The following is a 16,803-nucleotide window of genomic DNA, read 5'->3' on the forward strand; positions in this document are numbered from 1 at the left end:
TCCTGCTAATAAGAAAATAAATGGGGGTTTTCAAATTGACAAAACGTAAATTTGGATTAGGTCTATCACTAGTACTTGCTGCTGGAACTATCCTAGGAGCATGTGGGTCTAAAGATGAAGAAACAACTACACCAAAAGATTCAGAAGGAACAGGTTCTGAAGGTACAACTGAAGCAGTAGATTTTTCTCTAGCAATGGTAACTGACGTTGGTGGGGTTGATGACAAATCATTCAACCAATCAGCTTGGGAAGGTATTGAAGCGTTTGGTAAAGAAAATGGTCTTGAAAAAGGCGATGGTGGATATGACTACCTTCAATCAACATCAGATGCAGATTATATTACAAACATAAATAACTTAGTGCGTCGCGACTTTGATGTAGTATATGGTATTGGTTTCCTAATGGAAGAACCAATTAAAACGATTGCTGCACAACAAAAAGACGCTCAACTTGCAATCATCGATTCAATCGTTGATGCTCCAAACGTTGCTTCTGTAATGTTCAAAGAGCAAGAGGGATCATTCCTTGCAGGTGTTGCTGCTGCTCTAATGTCTGAGTCTAAACAAATCGGTTTTGTTGGTGGAATGGAAATTCCGGTAATTGAACGTTTTGAAGCAGGATTCTTAGAAGGTGTTAAAGCTGTAGATCCATCTATTAAAGTAGATGTTCAATACACTGGTAAATTTGATGATGCTGCACTTGGTAAAACAACTGCTAACCGTATGTACTCTTCAGGCGTAGATATTATTTTCCACGCTGCTGGTGGTACAGGTAATGGTGTATTTGCAGAAGCAAAAGAACGTAAAACAAAAGATGCTAACGCAAACGTATGGGTAATCGGAGTTGACTCTGACCAATACGAAGAAGGTGCTGTAGGCGATACTAACGTAACACTTACTTCTATGTTGAAAAAAGTTGGAACTGCAGTTCAAAACATTGCAAAAGATGCAATGGCTGGAAACTTCCCGGGTGGAACAACTGTAACTTATGGTTTAGCTGAAGAAGGTGTTGGTCTTGCGGATTCTCGTGGAGCTATTCCACAAGATGTTCTTGACCAAATTGATGAGTTCACTAAGAAAATCGCTGATGGGGAAATCGTTGTTCCTGAAACAGTAGAATAATAATATTAACGAACATCATAAAGACCGATCTCTCTCGGTCTTTATGATATTTTAAATTAGTAGACGAAAGATTTTAACTATTCAAAAGTCTAGAGTCTTTCGTGTATTAATTTAGTACTAGTATGATAGTGGGGAGTGAGTTCATTGGATTATGTAATAGAGATGCTTGGCATAAGGAAAGAGTTTGGATCGTTTGTTGCAAATGATAACATTACCCTTCAGTTAAAAAAGGGAGAAATACATGCTCTTTTAGGAGAAAATGGTGCTGGTAAATCCACGCTTATGAACGTTTTGTTCGGATTATATCAACCAGAGGCCGGCGAGATAAAAGTAAAAGGAAAGACAGTTAAAGTTACAGACCCAAATGTTGCCAATGATTTAGGCATAGGAATGGTGCATCAGCATTTCATGCTTGTTGAAAACTTTACAGTAACAGAAAATATAATATTAGGTAATGAATTAACTAAAGCTGGTATGGTAAATATTAAAGATGCGGCTAAGAAAATTCAAAAACTGTCTGAAATGTATGGATTAGATGTAGATCCTAATGCGAAGATTGAAGACATTTCGGTTGGGATGCAGCAACGAGTTGAAATTTTGAAAACGCTTTATCGTGGTGCGGATATTCTTATTTTTGATGAGCCGACTGCTTCACTAACTCCTCAAGAAATAAATGAACTTATACAAATTATGAAACGCTTAATACAAGAAGGTAAATCGATTATATTAATTACACATAAGTTAAAAGAGATTATGGATGTATCTGATCGAGTAACAGTTATTCGTAAAGGTGAAGGAATTGGTACTGTTATAACTGCAGAAACAAATCCCAATGAATTAGCATCATTAATGGTTGGTAGACAAGTAGAATTCAAAACTGTTAAAAGTGAAGCTAATCCAACAGACGATACACTTGTTGTTAAAGACCTAGTAGTCGCAGATTATCGTGGTATTGATAAAGTAAAAGGCCTAAACCTAACAGTCCGCAAAGGAGAAATTTTAGGGATTGCTGGTATTGATGGGAATGGTCAAAGTGAGTTAATCGAAGCAATTACTGGTCTTCGCAAAGTAAAAGCCGGTTCTGTTTCGATAAACGGGAAAGATATTACGAACAAAAAGCCACGTAAAATTACGGAGGCTGGTGTAGGGCATATTCCACAAGATCGTCATAAACATGGTTTAGTTTTAGACTTTTCAATCGGACATAATATTGCATTACAAACTTACTATCAAAAACCTATTTCAAAAAGTGGAATTATGAATTATAAAAAAGTTTCTGAGTTGGCGCAAAAAGTTATTAATGATTTTGATGTGCGGACGCAAGGAGAGCATACACCTGCTCGTGCACTGTCTGGAGGAAATCAGCAAAAAGCAATCATTGGACGAGAGGTTTTGCGTGATCCAGATTTGTTAATCGCAGCTTTACCGACACGAGGCCTTGATGTAGGAGCTATTGAATTTATACACCAACGTCTTATTGAACAACGAGACAACGGAAAAGCGGTACTTCTACTCTCATTCGAATTAGATGAAGTTATGAATGTATCCGATCGTATTGCAGTTATTTATGATGGACAAATTGTAGATACATTATTGCCAAAAGAAACCTCAGAACAAGAACTTGGTTTGTTGATGGCGGGTCAAAAGAAGAATTCAAACATAGCTAAACAGGGGGATACAACTCATGTCGAATAGAGTAGTCAATATACTTGTCCCTGTAATTTCTGTTATTTTAGGATTGCTTGTAGGTGCCATTGTCATGCTGGTTAGTGGGTACGATCCTATACTAGGTTACACGGCACTATGGAATGGTATTTTTGGAGATGCTTATGCAATTGGAGAGACAATTCGTCAAATCACTCCATATTTACTTGCTGGTTTATCCGTGGCATTTGCTTTTCGTACGGGACTATTTAATATCGGGGTTGAAGGGCAATTATTAGTTGGATGGTTTGCCGCTTCTTATGTAGGGATTGCATTTGATCTACCGATGTATATCCATCTACCATTCGCTATTATCGCAGCAGCATTAGCTGGAGCGGCCTGGGCTTTTATCCCAGGTTTATTAAAAGCGAAACTACAGGTACATGAAGTAATTGTAACAATTATGATGAACTATATTGCCTTACATACAACAAACGCTTTAATTAAAGTGGTGTCGGATGGTGGAGACAATACAGGAACGATTAATGCTTCGGCTTCATTGAAATCTGCATTTTTCGAAAGTATTACAGATTACTCTCGTTTGCATTATGGTATTTTCATAGCTCTTGCTATGGTACTGCTAATGTGGTTTATATTAGAAAAAACAACAACTGGTTATGAGTTAAAATCGGTTGGATTTAACAAACATGCATCTGAGTATGCAGGGATGAATGTAAACAAAAATATCATTCTTTCAATGGTTATTGCTGGAGCATTTGCTGGATTAGCTGGTGCTATGGAAGCATTAGGTACGTTCCAATATGCAAATGTTAAGGGTGGATTTACTGGAATTGGATTTGATGGAATAGCAGTAGCCTTATTAGGTGCCAATACACCACTAGGAGTAATTTTCGGTGCGGTGTTATTTGGATCATTAAAATACGGAGCTCTCAATATGCCAAACGAAGCTGGTATTCCAGTAGAAATCGTTTCTATTGTAATAGCTATTATCATATTCTTCGTAGCGTGTGGATACGTTATTCGCTATTTCCTAGAAAAAGCGAACAAGAAAAAGGAGGCGAAGTAATATGAGCTTCTTAGATGTTTTATATTTTATTATTCCAGCAGCTATTTTCTATGCAGCTCCGTTAATCTTCGTAGCAATAGGAGGAGTCTTCTCCGAACGTTCTGGTGTTATTAACATCGGACTAGAAGGTTTAATGGTTATGGGAGCATTCATCGGTATTCTATTTAACTTAATGTTCGTGGATACATTTGGCGCAATGACTCCATGGGTTTCGTTAATCGCAGCAATGCTTGTATCCGGGTTATTCTCTGTTATGCATGCTGTAGCATCGATTTCTTTCCGCGCGGATCAAACAATATCCGGGGTTGCGATCAATATGCTAGGTGTTGCAATTGCTCTTTTCTCGGTGAAAATGATCTATGGTAAAGGGCAAACAGATTATATTCAAGAACGATTTATCCGATTTGATATTCCATTCTTGAGTGATCTACCAGTAATTGGACCTATGTTATTTAAAGATGTATATGGTACCTCTATTTTAGCGATTGGTATCGCTGTGATGGCTTGGTTTGTTATTTATAAAACTCCATTTGGATTACGTCTCCGTGCAGTTGGGGAACATCCAATGGCAGCAGATACAATGGGTGTAAATGTAACAAAAATGCGTTATATTGCAGTTATCCTATCAGGTGCGCTTGCAGGTTTAGGTGGAGCAGTATATTCTCAATCAATTTCTGGTGAATTCAGTCATACTACTATAAATGGTCAAGGGTTCATGGCACTGGCTGCCATGATATTTGGTAAATGGCATCCACTAGGAGCGCTAGGAGCGGCATTGTTCTTTGGATTCGCTCAGGCATTAAGTATAATTGGTGGACAAATTCCATATGTGAAAGAAGTGCCAACATACTTCTTACACATCTTGCCTTATGCTTTAACTATTTTGGCGGTTGCTGGATTTATTGGAAGAGCATACGCACCAAGAGCAAGTGGAATTCCTTATATCAAAGGAAAACGTTAATTGATAGTTTGTAGTGAAGATACTCTAAACTTTTTATAATTTGATTGGAACATAAATCGACAGTCAAGTATTCAATGATTAAAATTTAATGGAAAAAATGGAAGAGGGGCCAATTAATTGGTCCCTTTTTGTTTGTACTGATATAATTAGAGGATGTATAGTGAATCACTATCTGAGATACACTAGAAAGAAAAAGGGGGATCACTTATGTTTCAACAATTTGAACTTGCAAGTGGCGTAAAGCTTTTTGTGAGACCAACAGAACAATTTAAAACGATCAATATATCGTTCAAATGGAAACAGCCATTAACAGTAGAAAAAGCGGCTGTGCGTGCAGTATTAGCGAATATATTACAATTTAGCAATGAAGTATACCCTACAAATGTAGCTTTTAGAAAACGTTTAGATGATTTGTACGGTGCCGTCTTATACTTTGATACGACGAAAAAAGGGAGCCACCATATTTTTTCATTGAACGCAGAAACTGTAAATGACGCATACTTATCCAATGAAAAAATTGTCGATGAAGTCTTTTCTTTATTACATACGGTTATTTTCAAGCCAAATTTGGTGAATGGGAAATTTGATGAGTCGATTGTTAAACGAGAAAAAGAACAGGTTATTGAACGTATTCAATCTATGTATGATGACAAAACAAGATACGCTCAACAGCGCTTGTTAGAGAATATTCGCCCTAATAGTCCTGCTTCCATAACGTCTAATGGGACAGTAGAAGCTGTCAAAGCAATTACAAACGATCAACTGATTGATATGCATCATGATTTGCTAACAAAAGATGATTTATCCATCTATATAGTAGGGGATGTTAACGTGCAGGAAATAAAAGATAAAATGCAAAGCCATTTTTCTTTTGCTGTTCGTACAGAGAAGATTGTAAAAGCAGTAGATATACCAAAAGAAAGTAATAACGAGGAATTTCTTCATGAAATTCAAGATATGAAACAAGGTAAGCTCCATATTGCTTATCAAACACCTATCACATTCTTCTCGGAAGAATTTCCGGTTATGCAGCTGACGAATGGTATTTTAGGTGGATTTTCACATTCGAAGATTTTTATGAACGTACGTGAAAAGGAAAGTATGGCCTATTATGCATCGAGCAGTTATTCTTCGCTCTATGGTTTAATCTTTGTGCTAGCAGGAATAGATTCTAATTTACAAGAAAAAGCAGTTGCATTAATCGATGAACAACTAAAAGCATTGCAAAACGGTGAAATCTCTGACTTAGAATTAAATCAAACGAAATCCATGCTTACCAATCAGTTGAAAGAAGCTTTGGATTCAGCACGTGCTCAAATTGAAATTTATGATCAATATAAAGAGCTAAATACCTCTTTCACTGTTGAAGATTGGGTAGAAAAATGGATGCATGTTACAAAAGAAGAAATACAACAAATGGCTTTAACAATTGAAAAGGAATTTGTTTATTTCCTTTCAGGTAAGGAAGGTGCAACAAATGAATAAAGAGTATTTTCAACAATTAGATGAAACATTATATAAAGAAACACTTCCAAATGGATTAGATGTCTATATTCTTCCTAAAAAAGATTTCTCTAAGACATTTGTCACTTTTACCACAAAATATGGCTCGATTGACCGTGAATTTATACCTCTAGGTAAAGAGGAGCCTGTTGTTGTTCCTGATGGAATTGCCCATTTTCTAGAACATAAAATGTTCGAAAAAGAAGAAGGAGATGTATTCCAAAAGTTCAGCGAAAAAGGGGCATCTGCGAATGCATTTACTTCTTTTACGAGAACAGCGTACTTGTTTTCCTCGACCGACCATGTTTTAGATAATACGAAAACTTTATTGGATTTCGTGCAACAGCCATATTTTACAGAACAGACAGTAGAAAAGGAAAAAGGAATAATTGGTCAAGAAATTACGATGTATGATGATCAACCAGATTGGCGTTTATACTTTGGAACAATCGAAAATATGTATAAAGAGCATCCAGTAAAGATTGATATTGCTGGTACAATTGACACTATTAGTCATATTACTGCAGAACATCTTTATGAGTGTTATAACACTTTCTATCATCCATCAAATATGGTGCTTTTCGTAGTGGGAGCTGTTAATCCAGAAGAAATGATGGATTTCATTAAAGCAGATCAAGCAGCGAAGAAATTTGAGGAGCCACAAGAAATTAAACGTTTCTATCCTGAAGAACAAAAAGCAGTGGATATAAAAGAGCGTACTCTTCAGATGGATGTTCAAAAGCCTAAAGTTTTATTCGGTATTAAAGCTAGTAATACGGATATTTCCGGTGATGAAATGTTAAATTACGAGTTGGCAATGCAAGTTGCGATTGAAATGATATTTGGCAGAAGTTCTGCATTTTATCAAGAAATATACGAAAATGGTTGGATTGATGAATCTTACTCTGCTGATTTCTCTATGGAGCAAGGATATGGATTTACAATGATTGGTTCAGATACTGTTAATCCTACTGAACTAAACGACAAAATAAAAGAAACGATTAAGCACTTTGCTTCCAATTGGAACGTAGAAGAACAGGACTTACAACGTATTGTCCGTAAAAAATTAGGCTTTTTCTTACGTGCGCTGAATTCGATAGAATATATTGCCAATCAATTTACTCGTTATTCATTTAATGACATGAATTTGTTTGATGTAGTACTAGCTCTAGAAAAACTTACAATGGACCAAGTGAAATCTGCATTTCTATCGTTAGCAGACGAAGATGCTCATACTGTGTTTACGATATTACCTTTTGAGAAACAAAATGACTAAAAAGTTTGCATTAGTGCTAGGTGCATCTGGTGAAATTGGTTCCGCAATTTGTCGTAATCTTGCAGAAGCTGGTTGGTCCTTGTACCTTCACTATGCTAACAATAATGAGCGTATTGAAAAGCTGTTAACAGAACTAAATGAGTCCTATTCTGAACAAGAGTTTATGGTTGTGCATGCGGATATGAGTAAGGCAGATTGTATTGAAAAAATTGTAGATAGCATCTTCGCGCTTAATGCAATTGTATTTGCCCAAGGGCATAGCCTCTACAAAGGATTAGAGGATACTACTATAGATGAGATTCGTTTGTTGTTTCAAGTGCATGTAGAACATCCTATGGCCTTATTAGGAAAACTAAATAGCAAGCTTCGACAACAGACTAGTAGCTCAGTCGTCTTTGTAGGTAGTATATGGGGAGATACGGGTGCATCTTATGAAGTGGCTTACTCTGCTGCTAAAGGCGCTCAGCATGCTCTTGTAAAGGCTTATGCTAAAGAGGTTGCCTTACAGAGGACAAGGGTAAATGCAGTTTCTCCAGGTTTTATCGATACAAAGATGAATACCCATATTGAAGAAGAAGCTCGTCAGCTGATTTTGGAAGAAATCCCTGCCGGTATTTTGGGATCTCCACAAGATATAGCGAATGCTGTCGCATTTTTAACGAGCGAAAAGGCAAGTTATATAACCGGTCAAGTTATTCGAGTAAATGGAGGATGGTATATTTAATTTCCTCCTTACTGTTTTAATAGTGAGCGCAAGGGTAAAAGAAAGGAGAGTATTACAGTCTCTTTTCTTTTTTTCTTTTATTCGACTACAAAATCATATATGATAGAACTAATCATGAAGTGAAACGTCATCTACAGAGAAGGGAAAGATATAACATGGCTAGTGAATGGTTTTTTGAATATGAAATTCAAGTTAATCGTCCGGGACTTTTAGGTGACATTTCTTCTTTACTTGGTATGCTTCGAGTTAATATTGTAACAATCAATGGTGTAGATGAAGGCAGACGGGGTATGCTTATAAAAGCAGAGAAAAAAGAAAATATTGAACGTTTTGAACATATTATTTCTACTATGGAAACGATTCAGTTGACTAAATTCAGGGAACCCAAACTCAGAGATCGACTTGCGGTTCGTCATGGCCGGTATATTCAGCGTGACGCAGACGATAAAAAAACCTTTAGATTTGTGCGTAATGAACTAGGGCTCTTAGTAGATTTCATGGCTGAAATCTTTAAGCAAGAAGGGCATAAACTAATAGGGATTAGAGGTATGCCGAGAGTAGGGAAAACGGAATCGGTCGTCGCAGCAAGTGTATGTGCAAATAAAAAGTGGATATTCTTGTCTTCTACAATGATTAAGCAAACGATTAGAAACCAATTGGCAGGGGATGAGTTTAGCGATCGTAATATTTTTATATTAGATGGAATTGTAACGAGAAAATCAAACGATGAAAAGCATCTCCAATTAGTCAGGGAAATGATGCGGATGCCAACAATCAAAGTTGTTGAACATCCGGATATGTTCATCCAACATTCGGAGTATTCTATTGATGATTTTGATTATATTATCGAGCTTCGTCACACTCCTGACGAACAAATCACATATGAAATGATGGAAAAAAACCACGGAATGTCTGACAAAGGAATGACTGGCTTTGGCGGATTTGGTGGATTCAATTTTTAACGGGCAGGTGTTTTAGTTGACAGAACTTGGGGCTCGCTTAAAAGAAGCGAGAACAGCAAAAGGTTATAGTATTGAAGATTTGCAAGAAATAACAAAAATTCAAAAACGGTACTTGGCAGGTATTGAAGAAGGAAATTATGCAAGTATGCCAGGTGCATTTTATGTTCGTGCATTTATTAAACAATATGCAGAGGCAGTTGGATTAAATGGAGACCAATTATTAGAAACGTATAAATCAGAAATCCCTTCGCCATCCAACGAGGATGTAACGAAGAGTATTCCTACAACTCCTTCTAGAAGAGCATTAGGAGGCCGATCATCTAGTAAAATCATGGAGATTTTCCCAATGATTATGGTAGTAGTCTTTGTTATCGCAATTATCATAATGTCGTGGTTTTTATTCCAAAACAGGGCCGATGAGCCGGAAGATACTGTAACAAGTGATGAGCTAACACAAGAGAACAAGCCAACATTTGAGGACAATGAAAATATACAACCTACTGATAAGGAAGAGCCTAAAGAAGAAGAAGAAACAGTTGAAGAGGTAGAAGAAGAACCAAAACCTACACAACAGCTAAGTTTCGTCGATTTACAAGGGGTAACTTCAAATTATAATTTAACCGGTGCGGAAACCTATTTAGTAAAATTGGTCGCAGTAAATACTACATGGTTGAATATTAGGGATGAAAACGACAAAATTATTGCAGATCAATCTGTAAAGGCTGGAGAAACGTACGAATTTGATGCAAGTGCATTATCGAAAATACGTATACGTCTTGGACACGCTCCTGGAAATATTGTTACAATAAATGATGAAGTTGTAGAGTTTAAAAGTGCAGAAATTACTCAAAATGCAGTAATACAGTTCAACAAATAGTCATCTTTATGATGGCTATTTTATTTGATATTGAAAGGAGTTATTTTTTATGAAAATGAATATACCAAATCAAATCTCTTTGTTCCGTATATTTTTAATCCCAATTTTTATGTTTTTTATGCTTATAGACTTCAATTGGGGAGATATTACACTACTGGGAGCAACAATTCCAGTTGGACATCTAGTAGGTGCAATTATCTTTATAATTGCTTCGATTACTGATTTTATAGATGGATACTATGCGAGAAAGTATAACTTGGTTACTAATATGGGGAAATTTCTTGATCCTCTCGCAGATAAATTATTAGTTTCTGCAGCTCTAATCATTTTAGTTGAGTTTGGAATGGCACCGTCATGGGTAGTTATATTAATTATTAGCCGTGAATTTGCAGTAACTGGCCTTCGATTAATATTAGCGAATGAAGGCGAGGTAGTCGCAGCCAATCAACTAGGCAAAATAAAAATGTGGACTCAAATCGTTGCGATTTCTTCCCTATTATTGGGTAATATATTCTTTGAAATGTTCCATATTCCTTTTGATATGATCATGCTTTACGTTTGTTTATTCTTCACTGTATGGTCTGGGTGGGATTACTTTTATTTGAATCGCAAGGTGTTACTAGATTCTAAGTAGGAAGGAGGTTCTTTATGAAAGCAGAAATTATTGCAGTAGGTTCTGAATTATTACTAGGTCAGATTTCTAATACAAATGCCCGCTTTATATCTACTCAGCTAGCAGAGATTGGGTTGGACGTATATTATCATACGGTTGTAGGAGATAATGCGGATAGGTTGGTAGAATCGATTAAAATAGCAGAAAAACGTGCGGATTTAATCATATTCACAGGTGGGTTAGGTCCAACAAAAGATGATTTAACAAAAGAAACTATTGCCAAGCATTTAGGATTGAGCTTAGTGCTAGATAATCATGCAATCATCTATATTGAGGATTTCTTTAAACGTATGGGTCGCAAAATGACAGATAACAACAAAAAACAAGCACTTGTTTTAGAAGGAAGCACCGTATTAGAAAACAAACATGGTATGGCACCTGGTATGTTACTAACTACCGATAGTCATTCATATATGCTACTTCCTGGTCCACCAAAAGAGATGGAGCCTATGTTCCAATTTGAAGCGAAGCCACTATTACCGAAGCTTCTTTTAGATGAAAATGTTATTATGTCCCATGTTATTCGGTTCTATGGAATAGGGGAAGCCGAGCTAGAAACAGAAGTCCAAGATCTCCTAGATAACCAAACGAATCCTACGCTTGCACCCCTTGCTTCTGATGGAGAGGTTACACTCCGATTAACAGCAAAGAGTAATTCGGAGGATGAGGCTTGGAAAAAGATTGAAGCATTACAAGCTGAAATTTTAAACAGAGTTGGTAAATTTGTTTATGGATATAATAATGACTCTTTACCTTCGAAACTTAGAGAAATACTTATCGAAAATGACTTGACTATTTCAGCAGCTGAAAGCATGACAGCAGGACTTTTCCAATCAGAACTTGCTGCAGTGCCGGGAATGGGGGAAGCATTGGTTGGTGGGATGATCACTTATACAGAAGACGTGAAGATAAACCAACTAGGTGTAGATGCTGCTATTATTGAGAAATTTAGCGTTGTTTCAAGTGAATGTGCAGAGCAAATGGCACTTAAAGTAAAAGAAAAATTTCAAACCGATATAGGTGTAGGTATTACTGGAGCTGCTGGTCCTGATGGTCATGGAGGGCAACCTGCTGGCACGATTTGGATTGGAATTGCATTAGGGGATTTGAAGCCAGTGACCTATAAGCTCAATCTTTCAGGTTTACGAAACACGAACAGAATTAGAACAGTGAAATTTACAATCTATTATCTAATACGACTACTGCGTGAGCAAACATTATCGAAAATTTAATTTAGATCAATAAAACGGCCCAAAATCCAATTTTGAGCCGTTTTTCACACTCAAAATTAAATAGACGTAAAAAATAAACGAATGAACGTTCGCTTTTTTCTTGTAAATTTCTCAAAGACCGAGTATAGTAAGGATAGAAATAAAAAACATCATCATTTCTTTTGAGGAGGAAATTAATTGGCTAATAATGATCGTAAAGCAGCATTAGATATGGCGTTAAAACAAATAGAGAAACAATTTGGTAAAGGTTCTGTTATGAGATTAGGAGAAAAGACAAATCTTGAAATTTCTACTTCTTCTAGTGGTTCTTTAGCATTGGATGCTGCACTAGGAATAGGTGGATACCCAAGAGGACGTATTATTGAAATATATGGTCCAGAGAGTTCAGGTAAAACAACTGTAGCTCTACATGCCATTGCAGAAATACAAAAAACTGGTGGGCAAGCTGCATTTATCGATGCGGAGCATGCATTAGATCCAGTTTACGCACAAAAACTAGGTGTAAATATTGATGAATTACTTTTATCTCAACCAGATACAGGGGAACAAGCACTTGAAATTGCAGAAGCACTTGTACGTAGTGGTGCAATTGAAATACTAGTAATTGACTCTGTAGCAGCTTTAGTACCTAAAGCTGAAATTGAAGGAGAAATGGGAGATTCTCATATGGGTCTTCAAGCTCGATTAATGTCTCAAGCATTACGTAAACTTTCTGGTGTTATTAGTAAATCGAACACAATCGCTATTTTCATCAACCAAGTTCGTGAAAAAATTGGAGTAATGTTCGGAAATCCGGAAACTACAACAGGTGGTCGTGCGCTTAAATTCTATAGTTCTGTGCGTTTAGAAGTAAGACGGGCAGAAGCAATCAAGCATGGTACAGATATTATGGGTAATAAAACAAAAATTAAAGTAGTGAAGAACAAAGTTGCTCCACCATTTAGAACTGCGGAAGTAGATATTATGTATGGTGAAGGAATTTCTCAAGAAGGAGAAGTAGTTGATATTGGTTCTGAATATGACATTATTCAAAAAAGTGGTTCTTGGTATGCGTACAATGAGGAACGTATAGGACAAGGTAGAGAAAATGCAAAACAATATTTAAAAGAGAATCCTGCTATTAAAGCAGAAATTACAGGTAAAATCCGTGAATCTCTTGGAATGGCAGCAGGGTCTTTAACGATTGGTGCACATGACATTGAAGAGGACGAAGACGAAGAATTTGAATTATTATTAGAGGATAAGTAATAACAAGACAGAAAGTCTCTCATTCATTTGAGAGACTTTTTTTGAAAACATATAAATTGTATGTTGTAGACTAGTTCCTTCTGGATAAATAATAATCTTGTTATAATTTCCGTTTCAAATGACTTGTCATTCATCTCGGGCTATAAAATTAGTAACATTATCAAATAGAAAATGGCTTATTTAAGCACCTCTAAAAGGATAGAAACAAGTTTTGATCTTATAAAAGCTTGTGTTTAAATTCATTTGAATGGAATTTTGCACAAACATCTATCTATTTTGTCCTACTTTATATATATTATACCTCCCTTCCTTGACAGAGTATTTCTACATCTATACAATTAAAATTGTATAATTTCTTTATTATTAAATGATTATAGGCATTACGTATATGGTTTTGTATATACGTGCCGACTGAAACTAAAAAGTATAGCATTAGGGGGTGTTCGAATGACAGAAATTATCATCTCCGCTTTGCTTGGTCTGATTGTCGGTGCCGTTGTTGGTTATATTTATCTAAAAAACGTGAACGATTCAAAAGTGACTGGTGCAAAACAATCTTCAGCTAATCTCATAGATGAAGCAAAGCGAGAAGCGGAAGCGTTGAAGAAAGAAGCACTTTTAGAAGCCAAAGATGAAGCTCACCAATTACGAAATGAAGCAGAATCTGACATCCGTGAACGCCGTATGGAACTGCAAAAACAGGAAAATCGGTTAGTACAAAGAGAAGAGAACCTTGATCGTAAAGATGATGCTCTAAACAAGAGAGAAGTAAGTCTTGAGCGTAAAGATGATGCTCTAACTGAAAGACAACAGCATATCGAACAAAAAGAACGCAAAGTGGATGAACTAGTTAAAGAGCAACAAACAGAACTAGAAAGAATTTCTACTTTAACCCGTGAAGAAGCGAAGTCAATAATTCTTCAGGAAGTAGAGAATGAGCTTACTACTGATATTGCTGTGATGACAAAGGAATCGGAAACTAGAGCTAAAGAAGAATCCGATAAAAAGTCTCGAGAGATTCTTTCTCTTGCGTTACAACGTTTTGCTGCAGACCATGTTGCTGAAACAACTGTTTCTGTAGTTAATCTGCCGAATGATGAGATGAAAGGTCGCATTATAGGACGTGAAGGTCGAAACATTCGTACACTTGAAACGTTAACTGGTATCGATTTAATTATTGACGATACACCAGAAGCAGTAATTCTTTCAGGTTTTGATCCAATTCGAAGAGAAACAGCGCGTTTAGCACTTGAAAAACTGGTACAGGATGGACGAATTCATCCGGCGCGAATCGAAGAAATGGTAGAAAAGTCTAGAAGAGAAGTAGATGAACAAATTCGTGAAATTGGAGAACAAACTACTTTCGATATGGGGATTCATAATTTACATCCAGATCTTATGAAAATTCTAGGTAGACTTCGTTATCGTACAAGTTATGGCCAAAATGTATTAAAACACTCCACAGAAGTTGCCTACTTGTCAGGGTTGTTGGCAGCAGAGCTTGGTGAAGATGTAACACTTGCAAGACGTGCAGGGTTACTACATGACATTGGGAAAGCAATTGACCATGAAGTGGAAGGTAGCCACGTAGAAATCGGTGTCGAGCTAGCAACAAAATACAAAGAACATCCAGTAGTTATTAATAGTATTGCTTCCCATCATGGGGATACAGAAGCTACTTCCGTTATTGCTGTATTAGTGGCAGCTGCCGATGCATTATCTGCAGCGCGACCTGGTGCAAGAAGTGAAACATTAGAAAACTACATTCGTCGCTTGGAGAAATTAGAGGAAATTTCTGAATCCTATGAAGGTGTAGAAAAATCATTCGCTATTCAAGCTGGTCGAGAAATTCGTATTATGGTTCGTCCAGATCAAATTGATGACTTAACTGCTCATCGTTTGGCAAGAGATATTCGTAAACGAATTGAAGAAGAGTTAGATTATCCTGGTCATATAAAAGTGACTGTTATTAGAGAAACTAGAGCAGTAGAATATGCAAAATAACATCTAGTATAGATGTGAATGCTTTATGGTAGTATTAACAAAAAGGCTTCGAAATGAAGCCTTTTTTTCGTGAAAGGAATTGATGTAGTAATGAGAATATTATTTATAGGTGACATCGTTGGTTCAATGGGACGAGACACGTTAGAGGATTATCTACCAAGACTGAGAAGAAAATACGATGTAGATGTAGTCATTGCAAATGGAGAAAACGCAGCGGCAGGACGCGGGATTACAAAAAGTATTTTCCAGTCATTGCTCCATATGGGAGTAGATGTGGTGACAATGGGCAACCATACTTGGGATCAAAAAGAAATCATGGATTTTATCGATGACACAGACTACTTAATACGACCTGCCAATTTTTCAGAAGACGCACCTGGTAAAGGAATGACGTCCATTTCTAAAAATGGTCATACCATATCAGTGATCAATATGCACGGTAGAACGTTTCTACCACCACATGATGATCCTTTTAAAATGGCAACAGAGATGGTGTCAGAAGCCAAAAAGCTATCACCGATTGTCTTTGTAGACTTCCACGCCGAAGCGACAAGTGAAAAAATTGCATTTGGTTGGCATTTAGATGGAAAAGCTTCTGTTGTTGTAGGAACACATACACATGTTCAAACTGCAGATTCTCGTATTTTACCTGGAGGTACCGCATATATTACAGACGTGGGAATGACAGGTCCTTATGATGGAGTTTTGGGTATGAAAAAAGAGGATGTACTTTACCGCTTTCAAACAAATATGCCAACGCGATTCGAGGTACCGAAGGAAGGTCGTTCTGTGCTCAGTGGTTTCTTCGTAGAAGTGGACAATACTACTGGAAAAGCGATACACCAGGAAAGAATTTATATAAATGAGGATTACCCATTTAAAGGTTAAAAAGTCTAAAAGATTACTCCTGCGCATACGTTAGGTTATGGACCAGAAGCAAGTTCATAATATAGCGACAAAAGGAGAAATGATAGTGGATTCTTTAAAAGTATCTTCCCGTTCAAACCCAAATTCAGTTGCTGGGGCATTAGTTGCAGTAATAAGAGAACAAGGGTATGCAGAGATGCAAGCAGTAGGAGCAGGAGCATTAAACCAGGCTATCAAAGCGATAGCAATTGCCAGAGGATTTGTAGCTCCAAGTGGAACAGACTTAACTTGTTCTCCTGCCTTCACCGATATTGTCATTTCAGGTGAAGATCGAACAGCTTTAAAGTTACTTGTTGAAAAAAGATCAAAATAGACGAGAGGTCGCTGCTCATAGAGTAGCGACCTCTCTTTTGTAAGAGGTCTAGTGAGCGCTGCTAATAGCGCAATGATTTCAGTTGGATTAGCTTCAGCCTCCTCGCCGCCTTTTCACTCCAAACTATTCGAATAAAATGTGACGATAAGCTTCCGTCAAAGGTCTGAATTTCTATAAAAATATAGAGAATACATAGTGATAACTTAAACTTCATGATAAACTTATGAAGGAAATTAGTATTTAATCGAATA

Annotated in this window: 15 protein-coding genes; all 15 read left to right on the top strand. The window is 36.8% G+C overall.

The window, feature by feature from the left end:
• The first annotated feature begins 35 nt into the window (after positions 1-35).
• Positions 36-1,121: a BMP family lipoprotein gene (locus tag MKX53_RS06250; RefSeq protein ID WP_093535047.1), complete on the top strand. Its 1,086-nt coding sequence runs from the start codon at positions 36-38 to the stop codon at positions 1,119-1,121.
• A 144-nt stretch (positions 1,122-1,265) separates the two neighbouring features.
• Positions 1,266-2,816: an ABC transporter ATP-binding protein gene (locus tag MKX53_RS06255; RefSeq protein ID WP_340909911.1), complete on the top strand. Its 1,551-nt coding sequence runs from the start codon at positions 1,266-1,268 to the stop codon at positions 2,814-2,816.
• Positions 2,806-3,852, top strand: a complete 1,047-nt coding sequence (locus tag MKX53_RS06260; RefSeq protein ID WP_093535043.1) for an ABC transporter permease — start codon at positions 2,806-2,808, stop codon at positions 3,850-3,852. The genes MKX53_RS06255 and MKX53_RS06260 overlap by 11 nt, the downstream gene beginning before the upstream one ends.
• Position 3,853: 1 nt before the next feature.
• On the top strand, positions 3,854-4,813 hold the full coding sequence (locus MKX53_RS06265) for an ABC transporter permease (protein ID WP_093535041.1): 960 nt from the start codon (positions 3,854-3,856) through the stop codon (positions 4,811-4,813).
• A 207-nt stretch (positions 4,814-5,020) separates the two neighbouring features.
• The gene (gene yfmF / locus MKX53_RS06270; protein ID WP_340909912.1) at positions 5,021-6,298 is read left to right on the top strand and encodes an EF-P 5-aminopentanol modification-associated protein YfmF; all 1,278 of its coding nucleotides are present in this window, start codon (positions 5,021-5,023) and stop codon (positions 6,296-6,298) included.
• On the top strand, positions 6,291-7,592 hold the full coding sequence (gene yfmH / locus MKX53_RS06275) for an EF-P 5-aminopentanol modification-associated protein YfmH (RefSeq protein WP_340909914.1): 1,302 nt from the start codon (positions 6,291-6,293) through the stop codon (positions 7,590-7,592). Before yfmF ends, yfmH begins: the two co-directional genes overlap by 8 nt.
• The gene (gene ymfI / locus MKX53_RS06280) at positions 7,585-8,316 is read left to right on the top strand and encodes an elongation factor P 5-aminopentanone reductase (protein ID WP_340909917.1); all 732 of its coding nucleotides are present in this window, start codon (positions 7,585-7,587) and stop codon (positions 8,314-8,316) included. Before yfmH ends, ymfI begins: the two co-directional genes overlap by 8 nt.
• A 155-nt stretch (positions 8,317-8,471) precedes the next feature.
• Positions 8,472-9,278, top strand: a complete 807-nt coding sequence (locus MKX53_RS06285) for a DUF3388 domain-containing protein (RefSeq protein WP_093535033.1) — start codon at positions 8,472-8,474, stop codon at positions 9,276-9,278.
• Positions 9,279-9,294: 16 nt separating this feature from the next.
• Complete coding sequence (locus MKX53_RS06290) at positions 9,295-10,155, top strand: helix-turn-helix domain-containing protein (protein WP_340909919.1); 861 nt, start codon at positions 9,295-9,297, stop codon at positions 10,153-10,155.
• Between the two features lie 55 nt (positions 10,156-10,210).
• Positions 10,211-10,789 (top strand): CDP-diacylglycerol--glycerol-3-phosphate 3-phosphatidyltransferase, encoded by a 579-nt coding sequence (pgsA, locus tag MKX53_RS06295; RefSeq protein ID WP_093535721.1) that lies wholly within the window; start codon positions 10,211-10,213, stop codon positions 10,787-10,789.
• Positions 10,790-10,803: 14 nt separating this feature from the next.
• A complete protein-coding gene (locus MKX53_RS06300; protein WP_340909922.1) occupies positions 10,804-12,060 on the top strand; it encodes a competence/damage-inducible protein A in 1,257 nt (418 codons plus the stop codon).
• A 177-nt stretch (positions 12,061-12,237) separates the two neighbouring features.
• On the top strand, positions 12,238-13,308 hold the full coding sequence (gene recA, locus MKX53_RS06305; protein ID WP_340761964.1) for a recombinase RecA: 1,071 nt from the start codon (positions 12,238-12,240) through the stop codon (positions 13,306-13,308).
• A 447-nt stretch (positions 13,309-13,755) separates the two neighbouring features.
• Positions 13,756-15,312, top strand: coding sequence for a ribonuclease Y (rny, locus tag MKX53_RS06310; protein WP_093535027.1), 1,557 nt, complete (start codon positions 13,756-13,758; stop codon positions 15,310-15,312).
• Between the two features lie 90 nt (positions 15,313-15,402).
• On the top strand, positions 15,403-16,200 hold the full coding sequence (locus MKX53_RS06315) for a TIGR00282 family metallophosphoesterase (RefSeq protein WP_093535717.1): 798 nt from the start codon (positions 15,403-15,405) through the stop codon (positions 16,198-16,200).
• Positions 16,201-16,285: 85 nt separating this feature from the next.
• A complete protein-coding gene (locus tag MKX53_RS06320; RefSeq protein WP_093535025.1) occupies positions 16,286-16,552 on the top strand; it encodes a stage V sporulation protein S in 267 nt (88 codons plus the stop codon).
• Positions 16,553-16,803 lie beyond the last annotated feature (251 nt).

It is taken from the genome of Psychrobacillus sp. FSL K6-4615, assembly GCF_038008225.1.
Lineage (GTDB): Bacteria > Bacillota > Bacilli > Bacillales_A > Planococcaceae > Psychrobacillus > Psychrobacillus psychrotolerans.

Bases quoted from the DNA above. Each gene is read 5' to 3' on its own strand.
- MKX53_RS06260 (WP_093535043.1), top strand. From the start codon at position 2,806: ATGTCGAATAGAGTAGTCAATATACTTGTCCCTGTAATTTCTGTTATT.
- MKX53_RS06265 (WP_093535041.1), top strand. From the start codon at position 3,854: ATGAGCTTCTTAGATGTTTTATATTTTATTATTCCAGCAGCTATTTTC.
- yfmF (WP_340909912.1), top strand. From the start codon at position 5,021: ATGTTTCAACAATTTGAACTTGCAAGTGGCGTAAAGCTTTTTGTGAGA.
- yfmH (WP_340909914.1), top strand. From the start codon at position 6,291: ATGAATAAAGAGTATTTTCAACAATTAGATGAAACATTATATAAAGAA.
- ymfI (WP_340909917.1), top strand. From the start codon at position 7,585: ATGACTAAAAAGTTTGCATTAGTGCTAGGTGCATCTGGTGAAATTGGT.
- MKX53_RS06285 (WP_093535033.1), top strand. From the start codon at position 8,472: ATGGCTAGTGAATGGTTTTTTGAATATGAAATTCAAGTTAATCGTCCG.
- pgsA (WP_093535721.1), top strand. From the start codon at position 10,211: ATGAATATACCAAATCAAATCTCTTTGTTCCGTATATTTTTAATCCCA.
- MKX53_RS06300 (WP_340909922.1), top strand. From the start codon at position 10,804: ATGAAAGCAGAAATTATTGCAGTAGGTTCTGAATTATTACTAGGTCAG.
- rny (WP_093535027.1), top strand. From the start codon at position 13,756: ATGACAGAAATTATCATCTCCGCTTTGCTTGGTCTGATTGTCGGTGCC.
- MKX53_RS06315 (WP_093535717.1), top strand. From the start codon at position 15,403: ATGAGAATATTATTTATAGGTGACATCGTTGGTTCAATGGGACGAGAC.